Raw genomic sequence first — 26,045 nt, 5'->3', positions numbered from 1 at the left:
CTGTGAAATGCATATACCGGAGCGCGGATATGCGTCAGACGTATAGTTCCGCCATGGACGACCGTGACCTGCGCTGGCTGACGGTGCTCGCGGAGACCGAGAACGTCTCGCTGGCCGCCGCCCAGCTGAGGGTGCCGCAGCCCACGGTGTCCCGGGCCCTGGCCCGGCTGGAGGTGGATCTGGGGGCGCCGCTGTTCGACCGGGTCGGTGGGCGGCTACGGCTGAACGCGAGCGGACGGCTGGCCGTCGGCCACGCGCAGCGGGTGGTGCACGAGATCGACACGGCCCGCGAGCGCATCACCGAGCTGAACCATCCCGAGCGGGGCCTGATCCGGATGGGTTTCGTGGCGTCGCTGGGGGAGTCGGTGGTGCCCCTCGTCCTCAATCGTTACCGGGCCCAGGCGCCCCAGGTGAGATTTGTGCTGCAGGAGGGGCATTCGAACGACATCGCCGAGTGGCTGGCGGAGGGCCGGGTCGACCTGGCGCTCACCGGGCGCACCCGTCCGGACACGGTGCCGGACTGGAAGGACGTGACCTGGACGCCGATCGAACGGCAGCGGCTGTGCCTGGTGGTGGCCGACGATCATCCGCTCGCCGGGCTGGGACGCGTCGCCCTGGTCCAGGCCGCCGACGAGCCGTTCATCACCTTCTGGCCCCGGGCGGAGCTCCGGCTGCTGACCGAACATCTCTGTCGTCAGGCCGGTTTCGTGCCGTCCGTGGCGCTCCAGACCGGTGAGGTGGCCACCGCCCGGGCCCTCGTGGCGGCCGGTCTGGGGGTGGCGGTGATCCCGCAGCCGACCACGGGCACCACGCCCGGCACCGAGCATCTGCCACTGACGGATCCGGGGGCGGAGCGGCAGATCGGCATCGCCTGGCCCTCACACGGGCGGCACAGCCCCGCGGTGGCCCGCTTCCTGGGCTTTCTCCGGGAGCCGAGCCAGGGCCAGAACCCGGTCGAATCGGATTGAAAACACCGAACAGGGCCTCACCGGAGCCACTCCGGAGTAATTCTCACCGCATCCCGCGTGCCCGGTGTACGAACAGGTGTCCGGACGGGGGACAATGCGGGCATGGCCAGTCGTTCGCGCAACACCCCGCCGCCTGAGGACTTCACCGAGCGGATCGTCGACATCGACGTCGAGCAGGAGATGCAGGGCGCGTTCCTCGAGTACGCGTACTCCGTCATCTACTCGCGTGCCCTGCCCGACGCGCGTGACGGGCTGAAGCCGGTGCAGCGGCGGATCATCTACACGATGCAGGACATGGGCCTGCGGCCCGAGCGTCCGCACGTGAAGTCGTCGCGCGTGGTCGGCGACGTGATGGGCAAGCTGCACCCGCACGGCGACACGGCCATCTACGACGCGCTGGTGCGGCTGGCCCAGGGCTTCACCATGCGGGCACCCCTGGTCGACGGGCACGGCAACTTCGGCTCCCTGGACGACGGCCCGGCGGCCGCCCGGTACACCGAGGCCCGGCCCGCCCCGCTGACCACCGAGCTGACCAACGGTCTCGACGAAGACACGGTCGACTTCGTCCCGAACTACGACAACAGCCTCAGCCAGCCCGAGGTGCTGCCCGCGTCGTTCCCGAACCTGCTGGTGAACGGTGCGAGCGGGATCGCGGTCGGCATGGCGACGAACATGGCGCCGCACAACCTGATCGAGGTGATCGCGGCGGCGCGGCACCTGCTGATGCACCCGAACGCGACGCTCGACGACCTGATGCGGTTCATCCCCGGTCCTGACCTGCCCACCGGTGGGCGCATCATCGGGCTGGAGGGCATCCGCGACGCCTACAAGGGCGGCCGCGGCAGTTTCAAGACCCGCGCGACCATCGCGATCGAGAACGTCACCGCCCGCAAGCAGGGCGTCGTGGTCACCGAGCTGCCGTACCTGGTCGGCCCGGAGAAGGTGATCGGCAAGATCAAGGAGCTCGTGCAGGCCAAGAAGCTGCAGGGCATCTCCGACGTGGTCGACCTCTCCGACCGCACGCAGGGCCTGCGCCTGGTCATCGAGATCAAGACGGGCTTCAACCCCGAGGCCGTGCTCGAGCACCTCTACCGGCTGACCCCGCTCGAGGAGTCGTTCGGCATCAACAACGTCGCGCTGGTCGACGGTCAGCCGCGCACCCTGGGCCTGGTCGAGCTGCTCTCGGTCTACGTCGAGCACCGCATCACCGTGGTCCGGCGCCGCACCACCCACCGCCGCAAGAAGCGCCAGGACCGGCTGCACCTGGTCGACGGTCTGCTGATCGCCATCGTCGACATCGACGAGGTGATCCGGATCATCCGTTCCAGCGACGACACGGCGATGGCCCGAGAGCGTCTGATCGCGGCGTTCGAGCTGACCCAGACCCAGGCCGACTACATCCTCGAGATGCCGCTGCGCCGCCTGACCAAGTACTCCAAGCTCGAGCTCGACAAGGAGAAGGCCGAGCTGCAGGGCGAGATCGACGAGCTCAGCGTGATCCTGGCCGACGACAAGGTGCTGCGGAAGCTGATCTCCGGCGAGCTCGCCCAGGTCGCCAAGACCTACGGCACACCCCGTCGCACGGTGCTGCTGGAGGGTTCGGGCACCGCGGTCACCACCTCGGCCACGCCGCTCGAGGTCGCCGACGCGCCGTGCTGGGTGCTGCTCTCCTCCACCGGCCTGCTCGCCCGCACCACCAACACCGAGCCGTTGATCCCGTCCGACCCGTCACAGCGTCAGGCCCACGACGTGCTCGTGTCGGCCGTGCGGACCAGCGTGCGCGGTGAGGTCGCAGCGATCACCAGCCAGGGCCGGATGATCCGCGTGCCCGTGGTCGACATGCCCGCGCTGCCGCCCACGTCGTCCGCGCCCACTCTGTCGGGCGGGGCCCCGGCCACCGAGTTCGTGACCCTGGCCAAGGGGGAGCGGCTGCTGGCCCTGACCTCGCTGGCCACCGAGACCGCCGGCCTGGCGCTCGGTACGGCGAAGGGTGTGGTCAAGCGCGTCGTCACCGACTACCCCGGCAACAAGGACGAGTGGGAGGTCATCGGCCTGCGTGACGGCGACGAGGTCGTCGGCGTGGTCGAGCTGCCCACCGACGAGGTCGACCTGGTGTTCATCAGCTCCGAGGCGCAGCTGCTGCGGTTCGGCGCCAAGCTGGTGCGCCCGCAGGGCCGCGCGGCCGGCGGTATGGCCGGCATCAACCTGCCCGCCGGGGCGAAGGTGATCTGGTTCGGCGCCATCGATCTCACCGTCAAGGACGGCGAGTGGGGCAACGTCGTGGTGACGGTCTCCGGTGCCAGTTCGGCGCTGCCCGGCACCCAGACCGGGGCGGCCAAGCTGACCCCGTTCGCCGAGTACCCGGCCAAGGGCCGGGCCACCGCGGGCGTCCGCTGCCACCGCTTCGTGCGGGGTGAAGACACCCTGCTGCTTGCCTGGGCCGGTCCGTCGCCCGCCCTGGCCGCGGGTTCCACCGGTGCGGCGGTCGAGCTGCCCGCCCCCGACTCCCGCCGCGACGGTTCGGGTCTGCCGCTCAAGGCCGCCGTGGCCGCGATCAGCGGTCCCCGGCCGTTGTTCGGTGCGGACGTCGAGGCCGCGGCAACGGGTGAGACCAGCAGCGAGGCAACACCCTCCGAGGACTGACTCCTCCTTCGTGATCATGCGAACCTTCCCCCGGGAAGGTTCGCATGATCACGAACCGGGGCTGAGAGAGCTCAGGACGCGTTGCGGCCCGTGACCGCTGCGTCCAGCAAACCCCGCCACACCAGCCCGGTCTCGGGATAGCCGGCCGTGCGCAGCGCCTCCAGGTGCCACGCCGACGGCCTGAGCGACTCGGTGTGGTTGTCGCCGCGGCGCTCGGCGTAGAAGGCATCGCGCTGGGCGGTCGGCCCGGCCAGGTCCGGGTCGGCGCGCATCAGCTCCCACCACTTCTCCCAGCTCGGCACCCCACCCTCCCAGCGGGCGGTGCGCTCGCGCCGTTCCACCCGGGCCAGGCCGTCGGTCAGGGAGGCCAGGCCCTCGTCGGGCATGTAGTCCGCGTTGACGAAGAGCCCGCCGGGCCGCAGCAGGTCCCGGGCCTCGGCGTAGACGCCGGTCACCCGTTCCGGCGTCAGCCAGTGCAGTGCGGTTGCGGTCAGAACGGCGTCGAAAGACCCCGTGACCTCTTCGCCGAGCTCGGAGGCCAGTGCCGCGGGCCAGTTCCGGTAGCCCAGATCGACGGACGCGATCCGCACCCGCGGGTCGTCGGCGAAGGTTCCGCGGGCGATGGCCAGCAGGGCCGCGTCCACGTCGAGCACCACGGTGGACGCCTTCGGGAACCGCCACAGCACCCGCCGGCTGATCGAGCCGGTGCCGCCGGCCAGATCGAGGATGCGCGGGGCGATCTGGTCCCGGGGCACCTCGATGCTCTCGTCATGACGGTCGGCCGACCGGGTCGGGGCGATCGGCAGCAGGGTTGCCTCGACCGCGTCGAGCATCGCGGCGAACCGCTGCTCCCGGTCGGGCAGGTACGCCTCCTGCTGCGCGTCCCACTGGTCCTGCCACTCCTGCCAGTCCGGCTGCGTCGAGGTGCTGGTCATGGGCGTCCCCTGTTCTTGTAATGGGCTGATTGGCGATCTGCTCATTACGCTAACCCGGCGGCTGTAAGCTGCACAAGTGGACTTTGCCGCTTACGCACAACGGGCCGTGGATCTGGTGAACACCCCGATCGACACGGAGGACGACGTGCGCACCTATGTGGGGGACCGCCCGTGGGTGGCCGACCGGCTGACGGCGGACGATGTCGGCGTGCTCGCCGGTCTGCGGACGGGCCTGACCGGGATGGTCAATGCGTCGGCGGCGGGCGACGGCCCGGCAGCGGTGGCCGCGCTGAACGATCTTCTCGCGAAACACCCGATCCGGCCGATGATCTCGGGGCACGACGAGAGCAGCTGGCATCTGCACGTCTACGACGAGTCCGGTTCCGCCAGCGAGACCGTCTGTGCCGAGGCACTGTTCGGTCTGGCCATGCTGGTCTCCGAGCACGGTGCCACCCGGATCGGCCGCTGTGCGGCCACCGACTGCGACAACGCCTTCATCGACACGTCGGCGAACCGGTCCCGGCGGTTCTGCTCGACGCGATGCAGTACCCGGATGAATGTCGCGGCACTGCGCCGGCGTCAGCAGGCCGCGAAAGACGTTTAGGAAAGCTACAAACCACGACAGTGGACGTTCACGGCCCGAGCGCGTGAACGTCCACCACCGTGCTTCGTCAGAACTGAACCACGTTGCGGTTGGAGGCCTTCGCCTGCACCAGCGCCCGATCGGCGCGGTCCAGCAGCAGATCCGGCGTCTTGTCCTTGTCCTGTGAGATGGCGAACCCGATGCTGGCCGAGATGGTGATCGGTTCGCCGTGGAAGCTGACCGTCTCGCTGACCGCGTTCACGACGCGCTCACCGATACGGGTGATCAGGTGGTCGGGACCGATCGCGTCCATGATCACCATGAAGGTGTCGTTCGCGACGCGGCAGACCATGTCGCCGGTGCGCAGCTGCGACTGCATGCGGGCCGCGGTCACCTGCAGCACGTGGTCGCCGACCTCACGGCCGTGGATCTCGTTGAGTTCAGCGAAACCGTTGATGTCGAGGATCATCACGGCCAGCCGGTGGTTCCGGTTCCGGGCCCGGGCCAGCCGGGTGTTCAGCCACCACTGGGCCTCGGCCCGGTTGGGCAGACCGGTCAGCGTGTCCAGGCCGCGTTCGGAGTTCTCGGCCGGCGGCTTGCCCAGCAGCTGACGCAGGCGGCTGCGCGCGGCGTAGGCAGCACCGGCCGCGGCGATCAGGGCGAGCGCCACACCGGAACCGACCAGGATCCGGCGGTGGCGACGCCGCGACGCGTTGCGACTGCCGGTCAGGCCGGGCAGGTGATGCAATGAGCTCGGCACCTGCAGGTTCGGCAGGTGGGAGGTGAATTGCGTACTGATGGACTTCCCCCGTGGGCTGAGGCTGGAGGGAGTGGCTGGTGACAACCTCGGGCGCTTCATGGCCAGATCTTCGGGCCGTTTCCGCTCCGCCTTGAGCCCACAGGGTGAAGTTTCAGATGTCGATGCGCTCCCGGTCGAGCTGGGCGGCGCCCTCGACGATGAAGTCCTTACGCGGCGCGACGTCGTTACCCATGAGCAGGTTGAACACCTTCTCGGCGACGGCGAGGTCGGCCATCCGGACCCGGCGCAGCGTGCGCCGCCGCGGGTCCATCGTGGTCTCGGCCAGCTGGTCGGCGTCCATCTCGCCCAGACCCTTGTACCGCTGGATGTTCTCCTTCCAGCTGCGACCACGCTTCTTCAGGTCGGCCAGCAGGGTGTGGAGCTCCTGCTCGGAGTAGGTGTAGACCATCTCGTTCTTCTGCCGGCCGGAGCCGATGACCTCGACCCGGTGCAGCGGCGGCACCGCGGCGTAGACCCGGCCGGCCTCGACCAGCGGGCGCATGTAGCGGAAGAACAGCGTCAGCAGCAGCGTGCGGATGTGCGCGCCGTCGACGTCGGCGTCGGTCATCAGGATGATCTTGCCGTAGCGCGCGGCCGGCAGCTCGAACGTGCGGCCCGAGCCGGCCCCGATCACCTGGATGATCGCCCCGCACTCGGCATTCTTCAGCATGTCGGCGATGGATGCCTTCTGAACGTTCAGGATCTTGCCGCGGATCGGCAGTAGCGCCTGGAACTCGCTGTTGCGGGCGAAGTTCGCGGTACCGAGCGCCGAGTCACCCTCCACGATGAAGAGTTCGGAGCGGTCGACGTCTTCGCTGCGGCAGTCTTTCAGCTTCGTCGGCAGCGACGAGGTCTCCAGCGCGTTCTTGCGGCGCTGCGTCTCGCGGTGCTGGCGGGCCGTGACCCGGGTGCGCATGGCACCCACGACCTTCTCCAGAACCAGGGCCGACTGCGCCTTCTCGGCCCGGCCGGCGGAGTTGAGCTGCGCCGTGAGCTCGCGCTCGACGACCCGGGCGACGATGGCGCGGACCGCGTTGGTGCCCAGGACCTCCTTGGTCTGGCCCTCGAACTGCGGCTCGGCGAGGCGGACGGTGACGACGGCGGTGAGGCCCTCGAGCACGTCGTCCTTCTCGATCTTGTCGTTCTTCTCGTTGAACTTGAGCTTGCGGGCGTTCTCGGAGATCACACCGCGGAAGGTCTTGAGCATCGCCTGCTCGAACCCGGTGATGTGGGTGCCGCCCTTGGGCGTGGCGATGATGTTGACGAACGACCGCAGCTCGGTGTCGTACCCCGTACCCCAGCGCATCGCCACGTCGACCGCGCACTCCCGCTCGACCTCGGTCGGCGCCATGTGGCCCTGGGCGTCGAGAACCGGCACGGTCTCCTTGAAGTGGCCGGTGCCCTCAAGTCGCCAGACGTCGGTGACCTGGGGGTCGGTGGCGAGGAAGTCGACGAACTCGCCGATGCCGCCCTCGTGCAGGAAGCGTTCCTCGACCGGGCTCTCCTCGCCCGGCGTACCGGGCAGGCCGCGCTCGTCGCGCAGCACGATCTCCAGGCCCGGCACCAGGTAGGTGGTCTGGCGGGCCCGGGTGACCAGCTCGTCGTAGGAGAACGCGGCGTCTTTCAGGAAGATCTGCCGGTCGGCCCAGTAGCGCACCCGGGAACCGGTGACGCCGCGCTTCACCTTGCCCACCACCTGGAGCCCGGAACTGTCCAGGTGAGGCGTGAACTCGGAGTCGGGGTCGATGCCCTCGGGGTCGGCGAAGACACCGGGCTCGCCGCGACGGAAGCTCATCGCGTGGATCGAGCCACCGCGGTCGACCTGGACGTCGAGACGGGCGGACAGGGCGTTGACCACGCTCGCGCCGACACCGTGCAGACCACCGGAGGCGGTGTAGGAGCCGCCGCCGAACTTGCCGCCCGCGTGCAGCTTGGTGAAGACCACCTCGACACCGGTCAGCCCGGTCTTCGGCTCGACGTCGACCGGGATGCCCCGGCCGTCGTCGCGGACCTCGACCGAGCCGTCGGAGTGCAGGATCACCAGGATGTGGTGGCAGTGACCACCCAGGGCCTCATCCACCGAGTTGTCGATGATCTCCCACAGGCAGTGCATGAGACCGCGGGAATCGGTCGAGCCGATGTACATGCCGGGGCGCTTGCGGACGGCTTCCAGGCCCTCCAGCACCGACAGGTGGCGCGCGGTGTACTCGGAACCCCCGGAAGAGCGTGAGCCCGCGGTGGACGGCCGCTTGCCGTTGCTGCCGGCGCGGGAACGGGCCGTCTCGCTGGGTTGCACGGCCACGGGCGGCTCCTTGCTGTCGGTGGTGCGTGTGGGGGTGGGTCGGGCATGAGTCTGGGTCGTCGGTCGAACGTCCGTTCGAATATACCCGGGGCACGACAGGTCCCCGGACCGCACCGGACAGCGTGGTTTCGGCCCGCTTCCGGGCAGATTACCCGGATGCCCGCAAGCCGCGGTGACCAACGCGCCGGACCCAGGGTCTCTCACGTCACTCCGGACCCGTCGCTCTCGGTAGCACTGGGTGACCGCTGTGATGCGTCCAGTGGTCCCGCTGTGACTACGCGGACAGCGAACGGACCGATCTGACCGTGCCAGGGAAGGGTAAAGCCTGCTTGACTGTTCTCTCAGTGTCACCGATGTCCATTCCCGTCAGGGTCCCGGACGGGATGTTCAAGGAGGTCACCTGTGGGTGCTGCCATTGCTCAAGAAACTCTGACCGCGGCCGACCGCTGTGACCGCTGCGGAGCCCGGGCCTACATGCGGGTCACGCTGCCCGCCGGGGGCGAGCTCCTCTTCTGTGCTCACCACGGTCACGCGCACAAGGATGCGCTGGCGGCCGCTGAGGCCCTGATTCAGGACGAGACGAAGAATCTCTCGCCCACCCCTGCCATCGCTCCCGAGGGCGAGCGCTGAGGCAGGGGCCACCCCGAGTCCCTCATCACCCCTTCTAGACCTGTCTGATGGGCTACCGATTCTGATGGGCCACCGATGAACACCGCGACCGTCCTGGCCGCGGTGTTCGTCGTGTGCGGGCTCGCCGGCGTGATCGTGCCGGTGCTGCCCGGGCTGCTCCTCGTGGCCGTCGGCGTGCTGCTCTGGGCCTACGCCGAGAGCTCCGCCGGCGGCTGGACCGTGTTCGGTCTCGCCGTCGCCGTGCTGGTGCTGGGCACGGTGGTGAAGTACATCCTGCCCGGCCGGCGTCTGCGGGAAGGCGGTGTGCCATGGATCACCATGGCGGCCGGAGCGTTACTCGGTGTGTTCGGATTCTTCCTCATCCCGGTGATCGGCCTGCCCATCGGTTTCGTCCTGGGCATCTATCTGGCCGAGTTCCTGCGGTTGGGAAACCACGCGTCCGCGTGGCCCTCCACCGTGCAGGCGGTGAAGGCCGTAGGCCTGTCCATGCTCATCGAACTGGCCGCCGGCCTTCTCGCCACCGCGGTCTGGATCGCCGGGATCATTTTTCTCTGAGCCTTTTCCGGGCCGGCCCGGCGTCAGCTGTGCTCCGCCCTGATCGTCTCGGCCCTGATCGTCTCGGCCCGATGCGATCGGGCGCGTTCGGAACGGATGCGCTCGGCCCGGCTCCGGTGCGGTCCCGACCGTCCCTGGTCGATCGGCCGGGTGGCGGCCTCCGGCGCCACGACCGTGCGGTGCACCTGACCGGCCCTCAGCTCGATCACCTGATCGGCGTAACGGGTCAGTTCCAGGTCGTGCGTGACGAGCAGCACGGTGCGACCCCGGGCCGTCAGCAGCCGCAGGGTGCCGATCAGGTGACCGGCGGCCTCCGGGTCCAGGCCGGTGGTCGGCTCGTCGAGCACCAGGACCGGTCCTTCCCGCAGCAGTGCCCGGGCCAGCGCGATCCGTTGCCGCTGCCCACCGGACAGGGCCCGGCCGCGCTGGCCGACCTGGGTGGCCAGGCCGTCGGGCAGACGATCGAGGAACTCGGCCGCGCCGCTGTCCCGCGCCGCCAGGGTGATAGCCCCGGTGCCGGGGTCGTCGGGAACGCCGTAGGTGATGTTCTCGCGCACGCTCTCGTCGAACATGAAGGGTTCCTGGGGCAGCAGGGTCACCTGGTTGCGTAGTTCGCTGAGCGGATAGTCCCGCAGATCGCGCCCGTCCAGCAGTACTCTCCCGCGGTCCGGGTCGCGGAAGCGCACGAGCAGCTCGACCAGCGTCGACTTCCCCGCGCCGCTCGGCCCGGTGACCATCACCAGGGCGCCCGGCGGGATCCACAGGCGAACGTCGTGCAGCCGGTCGGCCCGGCCGGGGGAGTGCACGGTGACGTCCTCGATCAGCAGACCCGACTGCAGCGGCCCGGTCGAGGCCGGCAGACAGGCCTGGGCGGGCAGCAGCAGGGCGCCGTCGGCCCGGGCCTGGGTCACGGCGGGCCGCAGGTCGAGTAGTTCTGTCAGCCGGGCCGCGCTGGTACCGGACGAGGCGGCGGTGAGGCCGAGCCGCCCGACCGCGGTGATCGGCGGGTACAGGTAGGTCAGGTACGCGGTGAAGGCCAGCAACCCGCCGGTGGTCAGCCCGCCCCGTGAGATGTCGTAGACACCGATCCCGATGACGGCGAGAAGCCCTCCCATCTCGACGAGTTCGGTGAGCGGGCCCTGCACCGCGGCCAGCCGGGTCTGGCGTAGCCGGGCGCGCATCAGCCGGCCCGAGACGGTGGCCAGCCGGCTGTGCTCGTTGCGCTGCCCGTTGTAGGCCTGCACCAGGGCCGAGTTCGTCAGGCTCTGCTCCAGGGCGGAGGTGAGCTCGCCGTGGGCGATCCGGGTGCGCATCGACACCTGGTGGGTACGCCCGGTCAGCCAGCGGTTGAGCAGCCAGAGCACGGGGGCCGCGGCGACGACCACCAGTGCCAGCAGCCAGCTCTGGCGGAACGCGGCCACCCCGAACACGATCACCGCCAGGATCGAGCAGGCGGCGTCGAGCAGGCCGGTGACCACCAGGTGCTCCACCTCCTCGGTGTCGTCGACCACCCGGGAGAGCACGTCGCCGAGGCGGCGGCGGTCGAGTTCCTCGGGGGCCACGGTGAGCAGGTGGTCGTGGGTGCGGGCGCGCAGGCGCCGGCTGAACTGCTCGGCGGCGGACGCGGTGAGCACCGAACCGAGGTAGGTGAGCAGGGCGGCGCCCAGGGTGATGGCGGCCCAGAGTCCGGCCGGGTGCCAGAACTCTTTCAGACTGCCGTTCTCGACCGCGCCGTCGATCAGGGTGGCCAGCAGCTCGACGCCGACCGCGTCGCCGATCACCGCCGCGGTGTAGAAGATCAGCGCGCCCCCGACGGCCAGGCGCCGCCCACGGGTCAGGGGCCAGAACCGGCGCAGCACCGCGGGCCAGCTCAGCCGGGCCGAGTCGTCCCCGGCCTCGGAATCGTCGAAATCTGTTGTGGTCATGGGCGGATCAGGTCACTGCACGCCGGTGACGTGCGGGACGGGCCTTGACCATGACGAGCTCCTTCGGTTTTCGGGACAGCAACTTTTGCTGGTCATCCTCCCGGTCCGGCCTGACCGGTGGCCGATCGCTTGCTGGGAGCGGCCTTTGACCGGTCCGCCCGACCGGGAGACAAAATCCGGCGGGGCCGGTGGACACCTGAGGTGTCCACCGGCCCCGGCCTGCCGAGGGCGAGATCGGCGCCGGCGACCGGATCAGTCCCGCGGTTCGGGGCCCTGCTCCGGCTGCGGCTGCAGCTCCTTCTTGTGCTTCTTCGGCAGCGGCTTCTCGACGGGACGACGCTTGCGGGCCTTCAGGATCTTCGCCATGTCTGGCTCCTTCGTGGTTGTGGCAGCGAATGTTTCGCCGCCGTGAGAAGAACTCTGCTGATCTTTCCTGGCAATAGACACCAGTGATCACTGTGGAAAACCTACGAGCGCAACCACATTCACGCGGATAACGAGGATGGGCCGGTCAAGTGGAGGGGCGCAGGGGTCAGGGGTGTACGGGCCGGGTGGTCACGTTGCGTGTCGGTGAGCCGCCCCGGCGGGGCCGGCGGGTACACGTGGTGCCCGCCGGCCCCGCACGACGCGTGTGACTCGCGCCGCGGGTGCCTCAGCGCTGCTCGCCCCGGGCGGGGTCCTGCGGGGTGGTGTTCTCCTGCTCGCGACGCTGGGCCGGCGCCTGCGGCCTGGCGACCGGACGACGCTTGCGGGCCTTCAGGATCTTCGCCATGTCTGACTCCTCAGTTGTTGTGCCAGCGACTGTTTCGCTGTCGTGAGAAGAACTCTGCCGGTGCTTCCTGGCAGGACCGGGCGGGAATCCTGGTAGTCGCCTCTGACAGGATTGACAGAAAACTGGTCAGGGGCGGAACGGATTACCGAAAGTTCCTTCGTGCGAGACCTCTTCGACTCCACGGCGACCCCGGCGCAGCGACGGGGACCGGCGGTCGGTGCCCGGCGCCGGTGGATGTCCCAGGCTGATCACCCCCACGATGCGCCGGTCGGCAGGGATCGCGAAGGTCGTCAGCACCGCCTCGCGACGCTCCGGCGGAACCCCGAAGAAGCAGCCCGCCAGCCCGGCGTCCACCGCGGCCAGCAGGATGATCATCGAGGCCATGCCGGTGTCCACATCCCAGTACGGCACCGGCCAGCGCGCCTCGTCGCGGTCGGTCCAGCCCTTGTCCGGCTCGGCGTAGCGGTCCAGGTAGGCGTTGCGGTCGGACAGGCACAGGATCAGCGCCGGGGCCGTGCGCATGCCACGCAGCCAGCGGTCCGCCTCCCCCTCCCCGGGCGCGGTGGCCCCCCAGAAGCGCTCCACCTGCTCCGGCGTGCTCAGCACCACGAAGTCCCACCCCTGGCTGAACCCGGCGCTGGGGGCCCGGACCGCGAGGTCCAGGATCTGGCCCAGCACCTCCCGGCCCACGGGTCGATCGGGGTCGTAGGTACGCACCATCCGTCGTCCACGGACGACGTCCTCAAATTCCATGCCCCCGATCCTGCCGTGCGGGCGGGCCCCGATCACGAACAGAGGAGGTTGGGGGAACCAGGGCCCTGCCCGTCCCGGCCCTTCCTGCGTAGCCTGGGGCAATGGCCCGGGACTACCCCCTGCACTGGGAAGCGGACGTCGTACTGCGGGACGGTGCGACGGCCCATCTGCGCCCGATCACGGCCGACGACGCCGACGCGTTACAGCGATTCCACGTGCACCAGTCGCCGGAATCGATCTATCTGCGGTTCTTCGCGCCGATGCCCCGGCTGTCCCCGCGCGACCTGCATCACTTCACCAATGTCGACCACGCCGACCGGGTGGCCCTGATCGCGGTACTCGGCGACGACATCGTGGGCGTGGGCCGCTACGACCGGCTCGACGCCGGCTCCGACGCCGCCGAGGTCGCGTTCAACATCAGCGACGCGCATCAGGGCCGGGGCATCAGCTCGGTGCTGCTGGAGCATCTGGCCGCGGCCGCCCGGGAGAACGGCATCCGCCGGTTCGTGGCCGACGTGCTGCCGCGCAACCGCAAGATGATCACCGTGTTCCAGGACGCCGGGTACGAGCTGACCTCGCGGTTCGACGACGGGGTGATCGAGGTGCGGTTCACCATCGACCCGACCGAGAGGTCGCGGGCGGTGATGGAGGCCCGGGAGCACCGCGCCGAGTCGCGCAGCATGGAGCGGCTGCTCAACCCCTCCTCGGTGGTGCTGATCGGCGCGAGCCGCCGCGTGGCGACCGTCGGGCACCGGCTGCTGGAAGACATCATCGCGGGCGGCTTCACCGGCACCCTGCACGTGGTGCACCAGGAGGCGGACCAGTTGCTCGGGCTGGCCACCGTGAAGAGCCTGCGCGACATCGAGGGTCCGGTCGACCTGGCTCTGGTCGCCATCCCGGCCGAGGGTGTGCTCGACGTGGTGCGAGAGTGCGCCGAGCACGGCGTGCGCGGAATAGTGGTTTTATCCAGCGGTTTCGCCGAGACCGGCGACGAGGGCCTGACCCGCCAGCGGGAACTGGTGCGGCTGGCGCGTTCTCACGGCATGCGCGTGGTCGGGCCGAACTCGTGGGGCCTGATCAATGCCGGCAAGGCCGTGCGCCTGAACGTCTCGCTCATTCCCGCCCTGCCGGAAGAGGGCCGTCTGGGCCTGTTCTCGCAGTCCGGTGGGCTGGCCGTGGCGGTGCTCGACGCGGTCGAGCGGCGAGGTCTGGGCGTGTCCACGTTCCTGTCCGCCGGTAACCGCGCCGACGTCTCCGGCAACGACTGCATGCAGTACTGGGAGGAGGACGCGGGCACCGACGCCGTGGGCCTGTACCTGGAGAGTTTCGGCAACCCGCGCAAGTTCTCCCGCATCGCCCGGCGCCTGGCCCGGTCCAAGCCGGTCATCGTGCTGAAGTCCGGCCTGTCGAGTTTCGGCGTGCCGCCCGGGCATTCGGTGCGTGCGAGTACGGCGCCGCGGGAGGCGTTCGATGCCATGTTGCGGCAGTCGGGCTGTATCCGGGTGCAGACCGTGGCCGAGATGCTCGACGTGGCCCAGCTGGTGATGAACCAGCCGCTGCCCGCCGGGCCCAACGTGGCCATCGTCGGCAACAGTGACGCCCTCAGCACCCTGATCGCGGACGGGTGCGTAGCGGCCGGGCTGGTCGTCGTCCACAAGCCCGTCGCCCTGCACCCCCAGGCCGACCCGGCCCAGTTCCGGGCCGCCCTCACCGAGGCGTTCGCCGCCGAGGGCGTGCAGTCGGTGGTGGCCGCGTTCATCCCGCCCATCGCCACCGAGGCCGGGGAGGTGGCCCGGGCCCTGTCCGAGGTGTCCGCCCAGGCGCCCGACATCACGGTGGCCGCGTGTTTCCTCGGCGTGCACGGGGTGAACCGGGCCCTGTCCAACCCACGTCTGATCCCGTCGTACCCGACGCCCGAGGAGGCGGTGAGGGCCCTGGCGAAGGCCGAGTGGTACGCCCGCTGGCGCCGTCGTGACCCGGGGGAGCGGTTCGACCCGGACGACCTCGACCTGGCCGGCGCGCGGGCCGTGGTGGCGCAGGCGCTGGCCGCGTCCCCCGGCCAGGACAGCACCACCCTCGACCCCGGGGCCTCGGCGAAACTCCTGAAGGCCTTCGGCATCGATCTCTGGCCGCGGACCCCGGTGACCACAGCGGCGGAGGCCGCCGCGGCCGCGCGTCAGAGCGGGTACCCGGTGGTGCTCAAGACCACCGCGCCCCATCTGCGTCACCGCGTCGACCTCGGGGGAGTACGGCTCAACATCGAGGACGAGGCCGAGCTGATGGCTGACTTCGCCCAGATGCAGGCGACGCTCGGCAGTGGTGACCTGGTGGTGCAGAGCATGTCCGAGCCGGGGGTGGCCTGCGTGCTGCGCACGGTGGAGGACCCGCTGTTCGGCCCGGTGGTCTCGTTCGGGCTGGGGGGCGACGCGAGCGGCCTGCTCGGCGACATCGCCCACCGCATCCCGCCGCTGACCACCGTGGACGTCTCCGACCTGGTGCGCTCGGTACGGGCCGCACCGAAGCTCTTCGGCCACCAGGGAGCCGAGCCGGTCGACGTGCCCGCCCTGGAGAACGTGCTCGGCCGTCTCGCCTGTCTGGCCGACGAGCTGCCCGAGGTGGCGGAGCTGGAACTCAACCCGGTGGTGGTCGCCGGGAACGGGCTCGCGGTGCTCGACGCCGTGATCCGGGTGTCCCGGCCGGCCGAACGCTCCGACACGATCCGACGCGAACTCTCCTCCTGAGCCTGACCGGCGGCCTGACCGGCGGCCGGAAAAGCCGAATGGTGGACGACGGACGCCTCCGCCGGGCGTGGGCCTGCGCCGACCCCATCCCGGAGTGACAAGATGGGGCAATGCGTGAAGGACCCGGGACGGACGCCACCGTGAGCGAGAAGAGCGGCCTGCCCGACGAACTGGTCGCCGAGGTGGAGCGTGCGGGTTTTTACCCCTCGCTCGTGCTCGACGCGCTGGACGTCGCCATCGCCGGTGAGGAGGTGGTGTCGTACCTGGTGCAGCAGGAGACCACCTTCGACAGGGTGGAGGTGCGCCGGCACGTGACCGTGCTGTCGCTGACCCCGACCCGGCTGGTGGTCGCGCACGCCGACGACCATGATCCGGACGCCCTCAGTCCGGAGCCCTACGCCTCCGCCTCGACCGAGGCAGTGCCGCTCAGCAAGGTCACGTCGGTGGTGCTCTCGCACGCCGTCACGGCCCCTGAGCACCACCGCAAGGGGGTCGTGCCCCGCGAGCTGAGCCTGACCATCGGCTGGGGCTCCCTGACCCGCGTCGACCTGGAGCCCGCCTCCTGTGCCGACCCGGACTGCGAGGCCGACCACGGTTACACCGGCACCCTGGCCGCCGATGACATCACCGTGCGGCTGTCGGCCGAGGCCGAGGGCGAACCCGCGGTGCAGGGGGCCAAGGCCTTCGCCCGGGCCCTGTCCGCGGCGACGGCCAGGGTCTGACCCTTGGCCCTCCCCACCCTCGCGGACGTCCTGCCGTCCGCGGCGCTCTCCCTGTCCGCGAAGAAGGGCGGGAGGCTGCTGCCGAAGGCCCGCACCGTCGTGGTGCTGCTCGTCGACGGCCTGGGCAACCAGCTGCTCGCCGCCAGCTCCGGGCACGCGCCGTTCCTGCGCCGTCTGCGCGAGCACCCGCACTCCACCACGCTCACGTCCGGCTTCCCCAGCACCACGGCCACCAGCCTGGGCATGCTGGGCACCGGGCTGCTGCCCGGTGCCCACGGCCTGGTCGGCCTGGAGGTGCTCGACCCGGACCGCGACCGCGTGTTCAACGAGCTGATGTGGGACCCGGAGGTCGACCCGCGCCGCTGGCAGCCCGCGACCACCGTGTTCGAGCAGGTCGTGGCCGCCGGTCGCGACGTGGTCCGGATCGGCCCGGCCTTCTTCGACGGCTCCGGCCTCACCGAGGCGGTGCAGCGCGGGGGCCGGTTCATCGCCGCCCAGTCGCTCGAGGAACGGGTCGACGTCGCGATCGCCGCCGCCCGCAAGTCCAAGGGCGCGCTGATCTACGTCTACTGGGGCGACCTCGACAAGATCGGCCACGAGCAGGGCTGCCGCTCCTGGAACTGGACCGGTGAGCTGGAGCGCATCGACGCCTGCGCCCAGCAGCTCGCCGCCGGCCTGCCGGGCAACAGCCTGATGGTGGTCACCGCCGACCACGGCATGGTCGACGTTCCCTTCGAGAACCGTCTCGACCTCGCGAGCGAGCCCGAGATGCTCACCGGGGTGCGGCACCTGGGTGGGGAGCCGCGCTCGCTGCAGCTCTACTGCGAGAACGGCGCGGCCGACGACGTGGCCGCGGCCTGGCACGCCCGGGTCGGCGGCGACATGGTCGTGGTCACGAAGGAGCAGGCCGTGGCCGAGAACTGGTTCGGGCCGGTCTCACCGCACGTGCTGCCGCGCATCGGTGACGTGGTGACGGCCGCGACCGGGCCGGTCGCGGTGGTGGACTCCCGCACGGCCCGGCCCCAGGTGCTGCGGTTGCTCGGGCTGCACGGCTCCCGCACCAGCGTCGAGACCGAGATCCCGATGCTGGTGCACCAGAGCTAGACCTTCAAGAGCCGACCACCCAGATGCAGGACGCCCACTACGACACTCGTGGTGGGCGTCCTGCATCAGTGGTTGCCAGAACTCAGTCGCGCCGTTGCCCGAAGACGATGTCGTCCCAGGACGGCACGCTGGCCCGGCGCTGCTTACGGTTGCCACCCGGGCGGCGACCGGCCGGGACCGGGACCTCTTCCGGCGCCACCGCGTCCACGTCGATCTCGGCCTTCTCCGGCCTGTCGGCGCCGGCGGCCTCGCGCTCGATGCGTTCCTGTTCGGCCCGCTCGAGTTCGGCGCGTTCCCGGCGCTCGCGCTCGGCCCGCTCGCGCTCCCGTTCCGACCGTTCGCGCTCGCTGCGGTCGCGGTCGAGACGGTCGCGGTCGCTGCGGTCGGTGCGCTGCTGGGCCGTCCGGGTCACCGTGGGATCGGTGTCGTCATCATCGTCGTCGTCCGGGTCGCTCAGATCGTCGAGGTCGTACAACGACTCGGCGTCGGGCAGCACCAGGACCTCGCCGTCGCGGGCGTCCTGCGGCCGCGAGCGGGCGGGGTGGGCGGCCGGCGGCTCACCCATCGTGTCGGAGCGGCTGAGCAGGGAGTCGATCGCCTCGCGGACCGGGTCGGCGTGACCCGCGCGGTCGTCGTCATCGTTGATCACGCGGCTGCGGCGGCCGCGACGCTCGCGCAGGGTGTCGAGCAGATTGACGGCGGCGGGCTCCTCGTACGGGGCCCGGGCCACCGGGGAGTCGGCCCGTTCCTGGTCGTAGGGGTCGAAGCCACGCACCGGGCTGAGGCGGCGCATGCCGTTGGGGGAGGTGGCGGTGGGTGCCGCCCCGGTGCCCCGGTCGGGCTGCGGCTCGTCTTCCGTCAGCCAGCGGGCCTCGTCGTTGTGCGCCGTGACGTTGCGCAGCCCGGCGTTGTACAGCCAGCGGGCCTGGCGGAGCGTGGAGCCGGCGATGAACTCGAGCACGAGCACCCAGAGCCCGTCGTCACCGCGCCAGGCGTCCCAGGTGACCGAGTCGGAGTCCACCTCGCGGGCGGAGAGCCGCTCGGCGACGGTGTCGTCCAGCGACAGTGATTCGGAGCCGCCACCGCGGCGCACCCGCACCCGCCGGGCCTGCTCGGCCACGTAACCGCGCTCGGCGAGCACCGGGCCCTCGTACTTACGCACATGGTCGATGGACAGGCCGGCGGTCTCCGCGACCTCCTCGGCCGTTTCTCCCGCCCGGATCCGCGCCTGGATCTCGCGGGGGCGCAACCGGCCCTCCGACTCGATCTGAATCTGGCTCAGGCGGGCGCGGTCGCGACGGATCGCTGCCCTCAGCGCATCATCCACCCGCAACCGGAATCGCTGGCCGTTGGGCCCCGCGACCAGCAGGTGTTCACCGTCATCATGGACGCCGACGAGCGAAAGATCTTCCATGTCCACTCCCTCCGGCTACCGCGGCCTGCGTGAAGACTGTGCCACTTCGTACCTCGTCGGCGAAGCACGTGCATGGGCGAGTCGGCGCCGAGTTCGCTGATCGGCCGATTCCACAGCTGAGCACCCAGTGTCCATCGTGACCTGGGTGTCGATGAAATCACGTTGCGCGGTTGATGGGGAGACGAACCCGATTATGGATGCGGGCGGTCGCCGTCGGTGGGTGCGGCACGCCGGGACGGGTTCCCGACCCGCCCAGATGCGCCCCGACACGACCGACACGCGACCGACACGCGACCGACACCCCACCCGGGCGCGCGGTCCGGTCCCGGGCTTGGCAGGATCTAGCCCGTGAGCTCCTTGAAGCCGTACGACGCAGTCCTCCTGCTCTCGTTCGGGGGCCCCGAGGCCCCGGACGAGGTCATGCCGTTCCTGGAGAACGTGACCCGGGGCCGGGGCATCCCGCGGGAGCGATTGCTGGAGGTGTCCGAGCACTACCACCACTTCGGCGGCCGCAGCCCGATCAACGACGAGAACCGGCTGCTGCTCGCGAACCTGCGCGAGCAGCTCGCCGCCGCCGGCGTCGATCTCGACGCCACGCCGGTCTACTGGGGCAACCGTAACTGGGCGCCCTTCACGACCGACGTGCTGCGCGATGCGCACGAGGCCGGGGCCCGGCGGGTGCTGGCCGTGGTCACCAGTGCCTACCCCAGCTACTCCGGCTGCCGCCAGTACCGCGAGGACCTGGCCGAGGCCCTGGTGACGCTGGCCCACGAGGGCCGCTCGATGCGGGTGGACAAGATCCGCCACTACTTCGACCAGGACGGGTTCCAGCAGCCGATCACCGACTCGATCCAGGAGGGTCTGGAGTCGCTGCCGGCCGGTTCGCGTATCGCCTTCGTGACGCACTCGATCCCGAATGCCATGGACGACGCCTCCGGTCCCGGCGGCAACGCCTACACGAAGACCCACCGGGAGGCCTGCGAGGCGGTGGTGTCCCGGCTCGGCCTCGACACCGTCCCCGAGTGGGACCTGGTCTACTGCTCGCGCTCCGGCCCGCCGTCCCAGCCCTGGCTGGAGCCGGACATCGGTGACCACCTGACCGCGCTGAAGCAGGCCGGCGTCCCGGGCGTGGTGTGCGTGCCGATCGGGTTCGTGAGCGACCACATGGAGGTCGTCTTCGACCTGGACACCGAGGCGCTCGAGATCGCCCGCGACCTCGACCTGCCGTTCGTGCGGGCCGCCACCTCGGGGCGGGCCGCGGCGTTCGCGCAGACCCTGGCCGCCCTGGTGGTCGAGCGCGCCGCCACCGAGCGCGGAGAGAACCCCGACCGCCCCTCGAAGGCCGGCTCGGGCCCCTGGCACGACGTCTGCCCGGCCGGCTGCTGCGCCAACCTGCGTCACCCGGACAAGCCCGCGGCCTGTGGGGTGGACTGGGTGCTGCCCGTCGACAAGCCCCTCGCGAGCGGTTCCCCGGCCGAGGTCTCCTGATGAGCAACGGCACGGGCCACGACACGGCCCATGACGCTGCGGCCCTGCGGACCCTGGCCGAGCGGGTCGCCCGGGCCGGTGGCGACCTGATCCGGGCCGGCCTGGCCGACGACCCGGATGCCCGCGCGGTGGAGTCGACGAAGTCCACGGCGACCGACATCGTCACGGCGATGGACCGGGCCGTGGAGAAGCTGCTGCGTGAGCAGCTGGCCGCCCAGCGCCCGGACGACGGCCTGCTCGGCGAGGAGAACGGCTACGCCCCCGGCGACTCCGGCCTGACCTGGGTGCTCGACCCGATCGACGGCACGGTGAACTACCGGTACGGCATCGACGCGTACGCGGTCAGCGTGGCCGTGGTCGAGGGCGACCCGACGGTCGACGGCGCCTGGACGCCGGTCGCGGCCTGCGTGCACAACCCGGCCACCGGTGACACCTGGACGGCCGGCCGGGGCCTGGGGGCCGCGCTGGCTCCCGGTGACGGCTCGCCGGTGCGGGAGCTGAAGCTGGGCATCCCGCCGGAGCTCGACCAGGCCCTGGTGGCCACCGGGTTCGGCTACGCCGCGACCCGGCGGGCGGGCCAGGCCCGGGTGCTGACGGGGGTGCTGCCGCGGATCCGGGACATCCGCCGGATCGGCAGTGCGTCGCTCGACCTGTGCGGCGTCGCGACCGGAACGGTCGACGCCTACTACGAGCGCGGTGTGAACGTCTGGGACATCGCCGCCGCGGTGCTCGTGCTCACCGAGGCCGGTGGGGCGCTGAGCGGACTGCGGGGTGCCCCGGCGGGCGGGGCGATGGTCGTCGGAGCGGCGTCACCCCTCCTGGAGGGGCTCTGCGACGTCCTTGGGCAGCTGGACGCCGACTCCGACCCGGTGTGACCCCCTACGGGCGCCTACGCCACCGGTATCGCTGAACATCGCTGAACGGTGTTTCCGACCAGGTCCCCTCAGGCCGTCGCCTCATTGGGGCGGCCCTGGGGGACCTGCAGGCCGTAGGCGCTGAGCGACTCGGCCAGCCCCTCCAGAGGGATCTGGTGGTCGGCCGCCACGCGGGCGATCGACTCGATCTGGTCGAGCGAGACGTTGACGAGGTACTCGTCCCCGCTGGCCTGCGCCTGCTGCAGCCAGGTCAGCGCCTCTTCCGCACGACCCCTGATCTGCGCGACGAACTCGCTCATGAGCTATCTCCCTCACTCGCCCCCGAACAGTGTCCGGCGAGCCCTTCGGCGACGGGGGCCATCTCCACCCGGCGCTGGTGCATGGTGTTTCCCACGGATGACGACGTTCTGCGAACAGGCCGTGAGTCGTCGGTGAGGCGCACTGCACCGCCTGCCACTCTACGTTCTACCCTCCGTGGTCGTAACAGGTCCCAGGGCCCCGGGAGCCGACCGGTGCGGGAACATTTCGTGACGACCACCCGTTAGGGGCCCTGTCTGGCGACGGACAGTGAGCTCTCATCCGCACAGTGACGGGAATTCGTGGCGATCTCCCGGGGTGGCGGGATGGCCAACGGCGCTGGACTGGTGCACAATCCCTGCCGCGAGAGCGGGCACAAATCAGGCTCCGGACGCGTTGGTCCACAGTCCGGTAGCAACGACCTCGAACGTGCAGGGCGCGAGCACCGTCACCTCGGCGTAAGACAGCAAGACCAGTACCACCAGTAGCGACCAGCAATCTCGTTCCCATGGGGGAAACGCAACCTCGGCCGGCCCTGCACGTGCGGGCGCGGGAGGAGGGCGCGTCCTCATGGGTTCCACACACCGGAGCGTGACTCAACCATGGCAACCGACTACGACGCGCCGCGCAAGACTGACGACGACCTCAACGAGGACTCGCTCGAAGAGCTGAAGGCCCGCCGGGTGGACAAGTCGACCGGCTCGGTCGACGAGGACGAGACCGAGGCGGCGGAGGGCTTTGAGCTCCCCGGCGCCGACCTCTCCAACGAGGAGCTCTCCGTCCGGGTCCTGCCCCGGCAGGCCGACGAGTTCACCTGCATGAGCTGCTTCCTGGTGCACCACCGCAGCCAGCTGGCGGGCGAGAAGAACGGCCAGCTCATCTGCAAGGAGTGCGCGGCCTGAGGTTCAGGCGGCGGACGAACTGAGTGGGGGGCGCGCGGGTTCGGTCACGAGCCCAGCGCCCGCACCCATTCCTGCGGCCTGCGGGTCGAGATCAGCCAGTAGGGCGTGGGGTCCTGCGGGTCGTTCAGGGTGACCCTGATGCCCGTGTGCACCCAGGCCCGGGTGCAGAGGTACGCGCGCGCGTCCAGATCGACGCCGTGCGCGGCCCTCATCTGAGCCGCGTCGAGCGGCTCCACCTTCGCGACCAGCGATGCGGGCACCTTGGCCCGGCCGGCCGAGAAGACGCCCTTCGCCAGCTGCAGGCGCGGGGTGAAGGCGAACACCAGGACCACCGCGAGTACGGCCGTGGCCACCCCGGTGACCACGGCGATCGTGGTGTTGATGGGGCCGGGGATCAGTCCGAACGAGGCACCGAGCACGACGAGGACGAGCCACATCACAGGAGAAGGGCGGAGGGACTCCACGAGATTCGTGACGCCGGTCTTACGCTGCTGATCCGAGCTCATGAAATCAGCTTCCCACGCCCGGATCCGGAGTGTGCGCCAGGTGGTGGCGAGCGCTGGCTAGGCTGTTCCACCGTGAGCACGCCTTCCGCGCCCGCCGGCGCCATCGACGAGGGTCCCGGCCGGCCAGGCTTCGCGCCCGGCCAGGTCGAGGTGCTGATCCAGCGCCTCGACCCCGAGATCCCCGTGCCCGGTTACTCCCACCCCGGTGACGCCGGGGCCGACCTCGTCACGACCGTCGACGTGACCCTGGGGCCCGGTGAGCGCCAGACGGTCCCGACCGGTGTCGCGATCGCGCTGCCCGACGGGTACGCCGCCTTCGTGCACCCGCGGTCGGGCCTGGCCGCACGGTGCGGTCTGACGGTGGTCAACGCCCCCGGCACGGTCGACGCGGGATATCGCGGGGAGATCAGGGTCACGCTGCTGAACACCGACCGCGAGACACCGGTCGAGCTGAAGCGGGGTGACCGGATCGCCCAGCTGGTGGTGCAAGCGGTGAGCCGGGCGTACTTCGTCGAGGCCGGGCGGTTGCCGGGCTCGGCCCGCGGTGAAGGTGGGTTCGGGTCCACGGGCACGGCGACGGTGCCGGCGACGGGGCAGGCAACGCAACGAGGAGAGCACTGATGAGCTGGTTCCGACGCAACAAGGGGGACGACGCCACCGGCGTCGACGAGGTCACGGCGTCCACGGGTTCCACGGACGATGCGGCGGAGGGGACGTCGGGTGAGGCGTCCACGGGACGGACCCTGTCGCCCCTCACCGACGTCTACGACCGGTCGAAGGGCCCCTGGGACGAGTCGGAGGCCGACGCCGAGGAGACCTACATCGATCTCGGCGCGATCCGGCTGCCCGCCAAGGAGGGCACGATCCAGATCCGCCTCGAGATCGAGGAGGAGACCAGCAAGGTGATCGCGGCGACCGTGCAGCTCGAGGACTCGGCGGTGCAGCTGCAGGCGTTCGCGGCCCCGCGGACCTCCGGCATCTGGGACGAGATCCGCAGCGAGATCTCCGCCAGCGTGAGCCGTCAGGGCGGCGAGGTGGACGACGTTCCCGGCGTGTTCGGCCGGGAGCTCCTGGCCAAGGTGCCGGCCCGCACCCCCGACGGCCGCACCGTGCTCCAGCCCGCCCGGTTCTCCGGTGTCGACGGGCCGCGCTGGTTCCTGCGCGCGGTCTTCCACGGTGCCGCGGCGCTGGACGAGGAGAAGGCGCAGGAGCTCGAGCGTCTGGTGCGCGACGTGGTGGTGGTGCGCGGTACCGAGGCGATGGCCCCGCGGGAACTGCTGCCGCTGCGCCTGCCCGAGAACGCCCAGTCGGAGGGGGAGGAGGGCACGGCCGATCAGGCCGGGCGGCCCGATTCCCTGCGCCCGCCGGAGCGGGGCCCGGAGATCACCGAACTGCGCTGAGTCCATTCGGGTCCAGTTGGGTCCAGTTGGGTCCAGTCGGGTCCGTCGAGGGTCCGGACATGCTCGTGAGCCGTCCGTCCGGCATCCGTATCGGGTGCCGGGCGGACGGCTTTCTCATGAGGGTCAAGACTTGATCAAGGTTGTCCCCGAGCGCGGGAATAAAATCTGAATTACCTTGTTGAGCAGGAGTTCGCCAGACAGGGAAAGAGTGCTGTTGGCCACTCTTCCGATAGCCGGGGGACGGTCGGAGAGCGGGTCCGGGATGGGTACGCTGAAAATTGTGGGTAAGCAGATCACCGGTGATCAGGCGACGATCGCGTCGGTAGAAACCAGAGCGGCCGAGAAGGCCGAGCGCTTCGGCCTGCGCCGGGCCCTGGCCAAGTTCACGGCACCCCAGCACGTGGTGCACGCGGACGAGGAGCAGGAGCATGCGGTCCGGCTGGGTGGCACGCCGATCGCGCAGCTGAAGTCGCGGCAGCCCGCGATGGTCTGCGGCACGCTGCGCGCGGTCACGCTGCGGCCCCGGGCCGGTGTCCCGGCGCTGGTGGCCGAGCTGTACGACGGCAGCGGCAGCATCTCCGTCATCTGGCTGGGGCGTCGCCACATCGCCGGGGTCGAGCCCGGCCGGCGCATCCGGGTGCAGGGCGTGGTCTGTGAGGCCAGCGGCACCGCCACCATCTACAACCCGCGGTACGAACTCGTGCCCGGTACGGGAAGCTGATGACCGAGTCGCGGATGTCGGGGGAGCACCACCACGTGACCGAACAGGCGGAGCACGCGGCCGAGGCCGTGGTCCAGGGCAAGTTCGGCGCGGCCGTGGCGGCCGAGTTCGACCTGAAGAAGAGCATCGGCGGCCCGCGGGGTGTGATCGAGTCGGTCCTGCCGTACGCGGTCTTCTCGTTGGTCTTCGCGATCACCCACGAGCTGCGGCCGTCGGTCATCGCCGCCTGTGTGCCCCTGGCCGTGCTGATCGTCTGGCGCCTGATCGCCCGTGAGCCCCTGACCCAGGTCTTCTCGGGCGTCATCGGCATCGCGATCGGTGCCTACGTGGCCAGCAAGACCGGCCGCGCCTCGGACTTCTTCCTGCCCAGCATCCTCAAGAACGCTGCCTCCGCCGCCGGTGCGATCATCTCGGCGCTGGTGCGCTGGCCGATCGTCGGCATCTTCGTGGGGCCGATCACCGGTGAGATGTTCGAGTGGCGCAAGCACCCGGCCCGGACCCGGGTCTACGTGCTGGCCACCTGGATCTTCGCCGCCCTGTTCCTGGTCCGCCTGGCCGTGCAGATCCCGCTGTGGCTGGCCGACAAGACCGCGCTGCTGGGCACCTTGAACGCCACCGTGCTGGGTCTGCCCCTCTTCGCCCTGGCCCTCTGGCTGATGTGGCTGGTGCTGCGATCGGTGCCCGTGGTCAAGCCGGCCGAACCCGTGATCCTGGTCGACCCGGACGAGAGCCCGAAAACCCCGTACTGACCCGGGGCGGCCCACCTCCCCGACGTTCTGCAACTGCCGAGGGCGAAGGCCCTTGATTTTCCTCGTCGTGATCATGCCAAGTGTCCCCGGCGTTCTAGCACTCCGGGGACACTTGGCATGATCACGGAGAAGGTGGCGGGTTAGTACGGTCGTTGCACCAGTCCTGATGGTGGTGGAGGGTGCTTGTGCCGGGTGAACGGTTGACGTTTGGGGAGCGGGTCGCGATCAGCGCGATGCTGCAGGAGGATCGGACGTTCCGGT

General features: G+C 70.4%; 23 protein-coding genes. 15 read left to right on the top strand and 8 right to left on the bottom strand.

Going from position 1 to position 26,045, the window contains the following annotated elements; translation table 11 throughout:
• The first annotated feature begins 53 nt into the window (after positions 1-53).
• Together QSK05_RS32650 and QSK05_RS32645 are read left to right on the top strand one after the other, a co-directional pair.
• Positions 54-968 (top strand): LysR family transcriptional regulator, encoded by a 915-nt coding sequence (locus QSK05_RS32650; protein ID WP_285601259.1) that lies wholly within the window; start codon positions 54-56, stop codon positions 966-968.
• Between the two features lie 102 nt (positions 969-1,070).
• On the top strand, positions 1,071-3,611 hold the full coding sequence (locus tag QSK05_RS32645) for a DNA gyrase/topoisomerase IV subunit A (protein WP_285601258.1): 2,541 nt from the start codon (positions 1,071-1,073) through the stop codon (positions 3,609-3,611).
• Between the two features lie 71 nt (positions 3,612-3,682).
• Here QSK05_RS32645 and QSK05_RS32640 read toward each other — a convergent pair whose 3' ends face one another.
• Complete coding sequence (locus tag QSK05_RS32640; RefSeq protein ID WP_285601257.1) at positions 3,683-4,546, bottom strand: class I SAM-dependent methyltransferase; 864 nt, start codon at positions 4,544-4,546, stop codon at positions 3,683-3,685.
• 76 nt (positions 4,547-4,622) lie between these two features.
• Between QSK05_RS32640 and QSK05_RS32635 the strand changes: the two genes are divergently transcribed.
• Positions 4,623-5,150, top strand: coding sequence for a CGNR zinc finger domain-containing protein (locus QSK05_RS32635; protein ID WP_285601256.1), 528 nt, complete (start codon positions 4,623-4,625; stop codon positions 5,148-5,150).
• A 67-nt stretch (positions 5,151-5,217) separates the two neighbouring features.
• On the opposite strand, the gene QSK05_RS32630 is transcribed toward QSK05_RS32635, so the two are convergent.
• Positions 5,218-5,988, bottom strand: a complete 771-nt coding sequence (locus QSK05_RS32630) for a GGDEF domain-containing protein (protein WP_285601255.1) — start codon at positions 5,986-5,988, stop codon at positions 5,218-5,220.
• Between the two features lie 52 nt (positions 5,989-6,040).
• Positions 6,041-8,230, bottom strand: a complete 2,190-nt coding sequence (locus QSK05_RS32625; protein ID WP_285601254.1) for a DNA gyrase/topoisomerase IV subunit B — start codon at positions 8,228-8,230, stop codon at positions 6,041-6,043.
• A gap of 402 nt (positions 8,231-8,632) precedes the next feature.
• On the opposite strand from QSK05_RS32625, the gene QSK05_RS32620 reads away from it, so the two are divergent.
• Both QSK05_RS32620 and QSK05_RS32615 read left to right on the top strand, forming a co-directional pair.
• Positions 8,633-8,860, top strand: a complete 228-nt coding sequence (locus tag QSK05_RS32620; protein ID WP_285601253.1) for a DUF7455 domain-containing protein — start codon at positions 8,633-8,635, stop codon at positions 8,858-8,860.
• 75 nt (positions 8,861-8,935) lie between these two features.
• Positions 8,936-9,415, top strand: a complete 480-nt coding sequence (locus tag QSK05_RS32615) for a DUF456 domain-containing protein (protein ID WP_285601252.1) — start codon at positions 8,936-8,938, stop codon at positions 9,413-9,415.
• Between the two features lie 23 nt (positions 9,416-9,438).
• On the opposite strand, the gene QSK05_RS32610 is transcribed toward QSK05_RS32615, so the two are convergent.
• Together QSK05_RS32610 and QSK05_RS32605 are read right to left on the bottom strand one after the other, a co-directional pair.
• Complete coding sequence (locus tag QSK05_RS32610; protein WP_285601251.1) at positions 9,439-11,340, bottom strand: ABC transporter ATP-binding protein; 1,902 nt, start codon at positions 11,338-11,340, stop codon at positions 9,439-9,441.
• Positions 11,341-12,238: 898 nt separating this feature from the next.
• On the bottom strand, positions 12,239-12,865 hold the full coding sequence (locus QSK05_RS32605) for a nitroreductase family protein (RefSeq protein ID WP_285601250.1): 627 nt from the start codon (positions 12,863-12,865) through the stop codon (positions 12,239-12,241).
• 101 nt (positions 12,866-12,966) lie between these two features.
• Here QSK05_RS32605 and QSK05_RS32600 point away from each other — a divergent pair, with 101 nt between their 5' ends.
• The 3 genes from QSK05_RS32600 (at position 12,967) to QSK05_RS32590 (ending at position 17,432) form a co-directional block, all read left to right on the top strand.
• Positions 12,967-15,606: a bifunctional acetate--CoA ligase family protein/GNAT family N-acetyltransferase gene (locus tag QSK05_RS32600; RefSeq protein WP_285601249.1), complete on the top strand. Its 2,640-nt coding sequence runs from the start codon at positions 12,967-12,969 to the stop codon at positions 15,604-15,606.
• 110 nt (positions 15,607-15,716) lie between these two features.
• On the top strand, positions 15,717-16,328 hold the full coding sequence (locus QSK05_RS32595; RefSeq protein ID WP_285601248.1) for a DUF5998 family protein: 612 nt from the start codon (positions 15,717-15,719) through the stop codon (positions 16,326-16,328).
• Between the two features lie 3 nt (positions 16,329-16,331).
• A complete protein-coding gene (locus tag QSK05_RS32590) occupies positions 16,332-17,432 on the top strand; it encodes an alkaline phosphatase family protein (RefSeq protein ID WP_285601247.1) in 1,101 nt (366 codons plus the stop codon).
• An 82-nt stretch (positions 17,433-17,514) separates the two neighbouring features.
• On the opposite strand, the gene sepH is transcribed toward QSK05_RS32590, so the two are convergent.
• Positions 17,515-18,846 (bottom strand): septation protein SepH, encoded by a 1,332-nt coding sequence (sepH, locus tag QSK05_RS32585; protein ID WP_285601246.1) that lies wholly within the window; start codon positions 18,844-18,846, stop codon positions 17,515-17,517.
• Positions 18,847-19,194: 348 nt separating this feature from the next.
• Between sepH and QSK05_RS32580 the strand changes: the two genes are divergently transcribed.
• Positions 19,195-20,334 carry a ferrochelatase gene (locus QSK05_RS32580; protein WP_285601245.1) on the top strand — a complete coding sequence of 380 codons (1,140 nt, stop codon included), beginning with the start codon at positions 19,195-19,197 and terminating at the stop codon, positions 20,332-20,334.
• On the top strand, positions 20,334-21,209 hold the full coding sequence (locus QSK05_RS32575) for an inositol monophosphatase family protein (protein WP_285601244.1): 876 nt from the start codon (positions 20,334-20,336) through the stop codon (positions 21,207-21,209). The genes QSK05_RS32580 and QSK05_RS32575 overlap by 1 nt, the downstream gene beginning before the upstream one ends.
• 68 nt (positions 21,210-21,277) lie before the next feature.
• Here the strand turns inward: QSK05_RS32575 and QSK05_RS32570 are convergent, their stop codons facing one another.
• Positions 21,278-21,508 carry a hypothetical protein gene (locus tag QSK05_RS32570; protein ID WP_285601243.1) on the bottom strand — a complete coding sequence of 77 codons (231 nt, stop codon included), beginning with the start codon at positions 21,506-21,508 and terminating at the stop codon, positions 21,278-21,280.
• Between the two features lie 600 nt (positions 21,509-22,108).
• Between QSK05_RS32570 and QSK05_RS32565 the strand changes: the two genes are divergently transcribed.
• Positions 22,109-22,408, top strand: a complete 300-nt coding sequence (locus QSK05_RS32565; RefSeq protein ID WP_231486427.1) for a DUF4193 domain-containing protein — start codon at positions 22,109-22,111, stop codon at positions 22,406-22,408.
• A gap of 44 nt (positions 22,409-22,452) precedes the next feature.
• Here QSK05_RS32565 and QSK05_RS32560 read toward each other — a convergent pair whose 3' ends face one another.
• Positions 22,453-22,914: a DUF3093 domain-containing protein gene (locus tag QSK05_RS32560; protein ID WP_285601242.1), complete on the bottom strand. Its 462-nt coding sequence runs from the start codon at positions 22,912-22,914 to the stop codon at positions 22,453-22,455.
• A 102-nt stretch (positions 22,915-23,016) separates the two neighbouring features.
• On the opposite strand from QSK05_RS32560, the gene dut reads away from it, so the two are divergent.
• From dut to QSK05_RS32540, 4 genes are all read left to right on the top strand, one after another.
• Positions 23,017-23,535, top strand: coding sequence for a dUTP diphosphatase (gene dut / locus QSK05_RS32555; RefSeq protein WP_352303473.1), 519 nt, complete (start codon positions 23,017-23,019; stop codon positions 23,533-23,535).
• Positions 23,535-24,314: a DUF3710 domain-containing protein gene (locus QSK05_RS32550; RefSeq protein ID WP_285601240.1), complete on the top strand. Its 780-nt coding sequence runs from the start codon at positions 23,535-23,537 to the stop codon at positions 24,312-24,314. The genes dut and QSK05_RS32550 overlap by 1 nt, the downstream gene beginning before the upstream one ends.
• Before the next feature lie 280 nt (positions 24,315-24,594).
• Positions 24,595-25,035, top strand: coding sequence for an OB-fold nucleic acid binding domain-containing protein (locus QSK05_RS32545; RefSeq protein WP_285601239.1), 441 nt, complete (start codon positions 24,595-24,597; stop codon positions 25,033-25,035).
• Entirely contained in the window at positions 25,035-25,784 is a 750-nt protein-coding gene (locus tag QSK05_RS32540) for a DUF3159 domain-containing protein (RefSeq protein ID WP_285601238.1), read from the top strand. The genes QSK05_RS32545 and QSK05_RS32540 overlap by 1 nt, the downstream gene beginning before the upstream one ends.
• The last annotated feature ends 261 nt before the right edge of the window (positions 25,785-26,045 follow it).

The organism is Kineosporia sp. NBRC 101731 (genome assembly GCF_030269305.1).
Taxonomy (GTDB): Bacteria; Actinomycetota; Actinomycetes; order Actinomycetales; family Kineosporiaceae; genus Kineosporia.
Note: the sequence above shows the minus strand (reverse complement) of the source record. Positions and strands in the feature narration are given on the sequence as shown.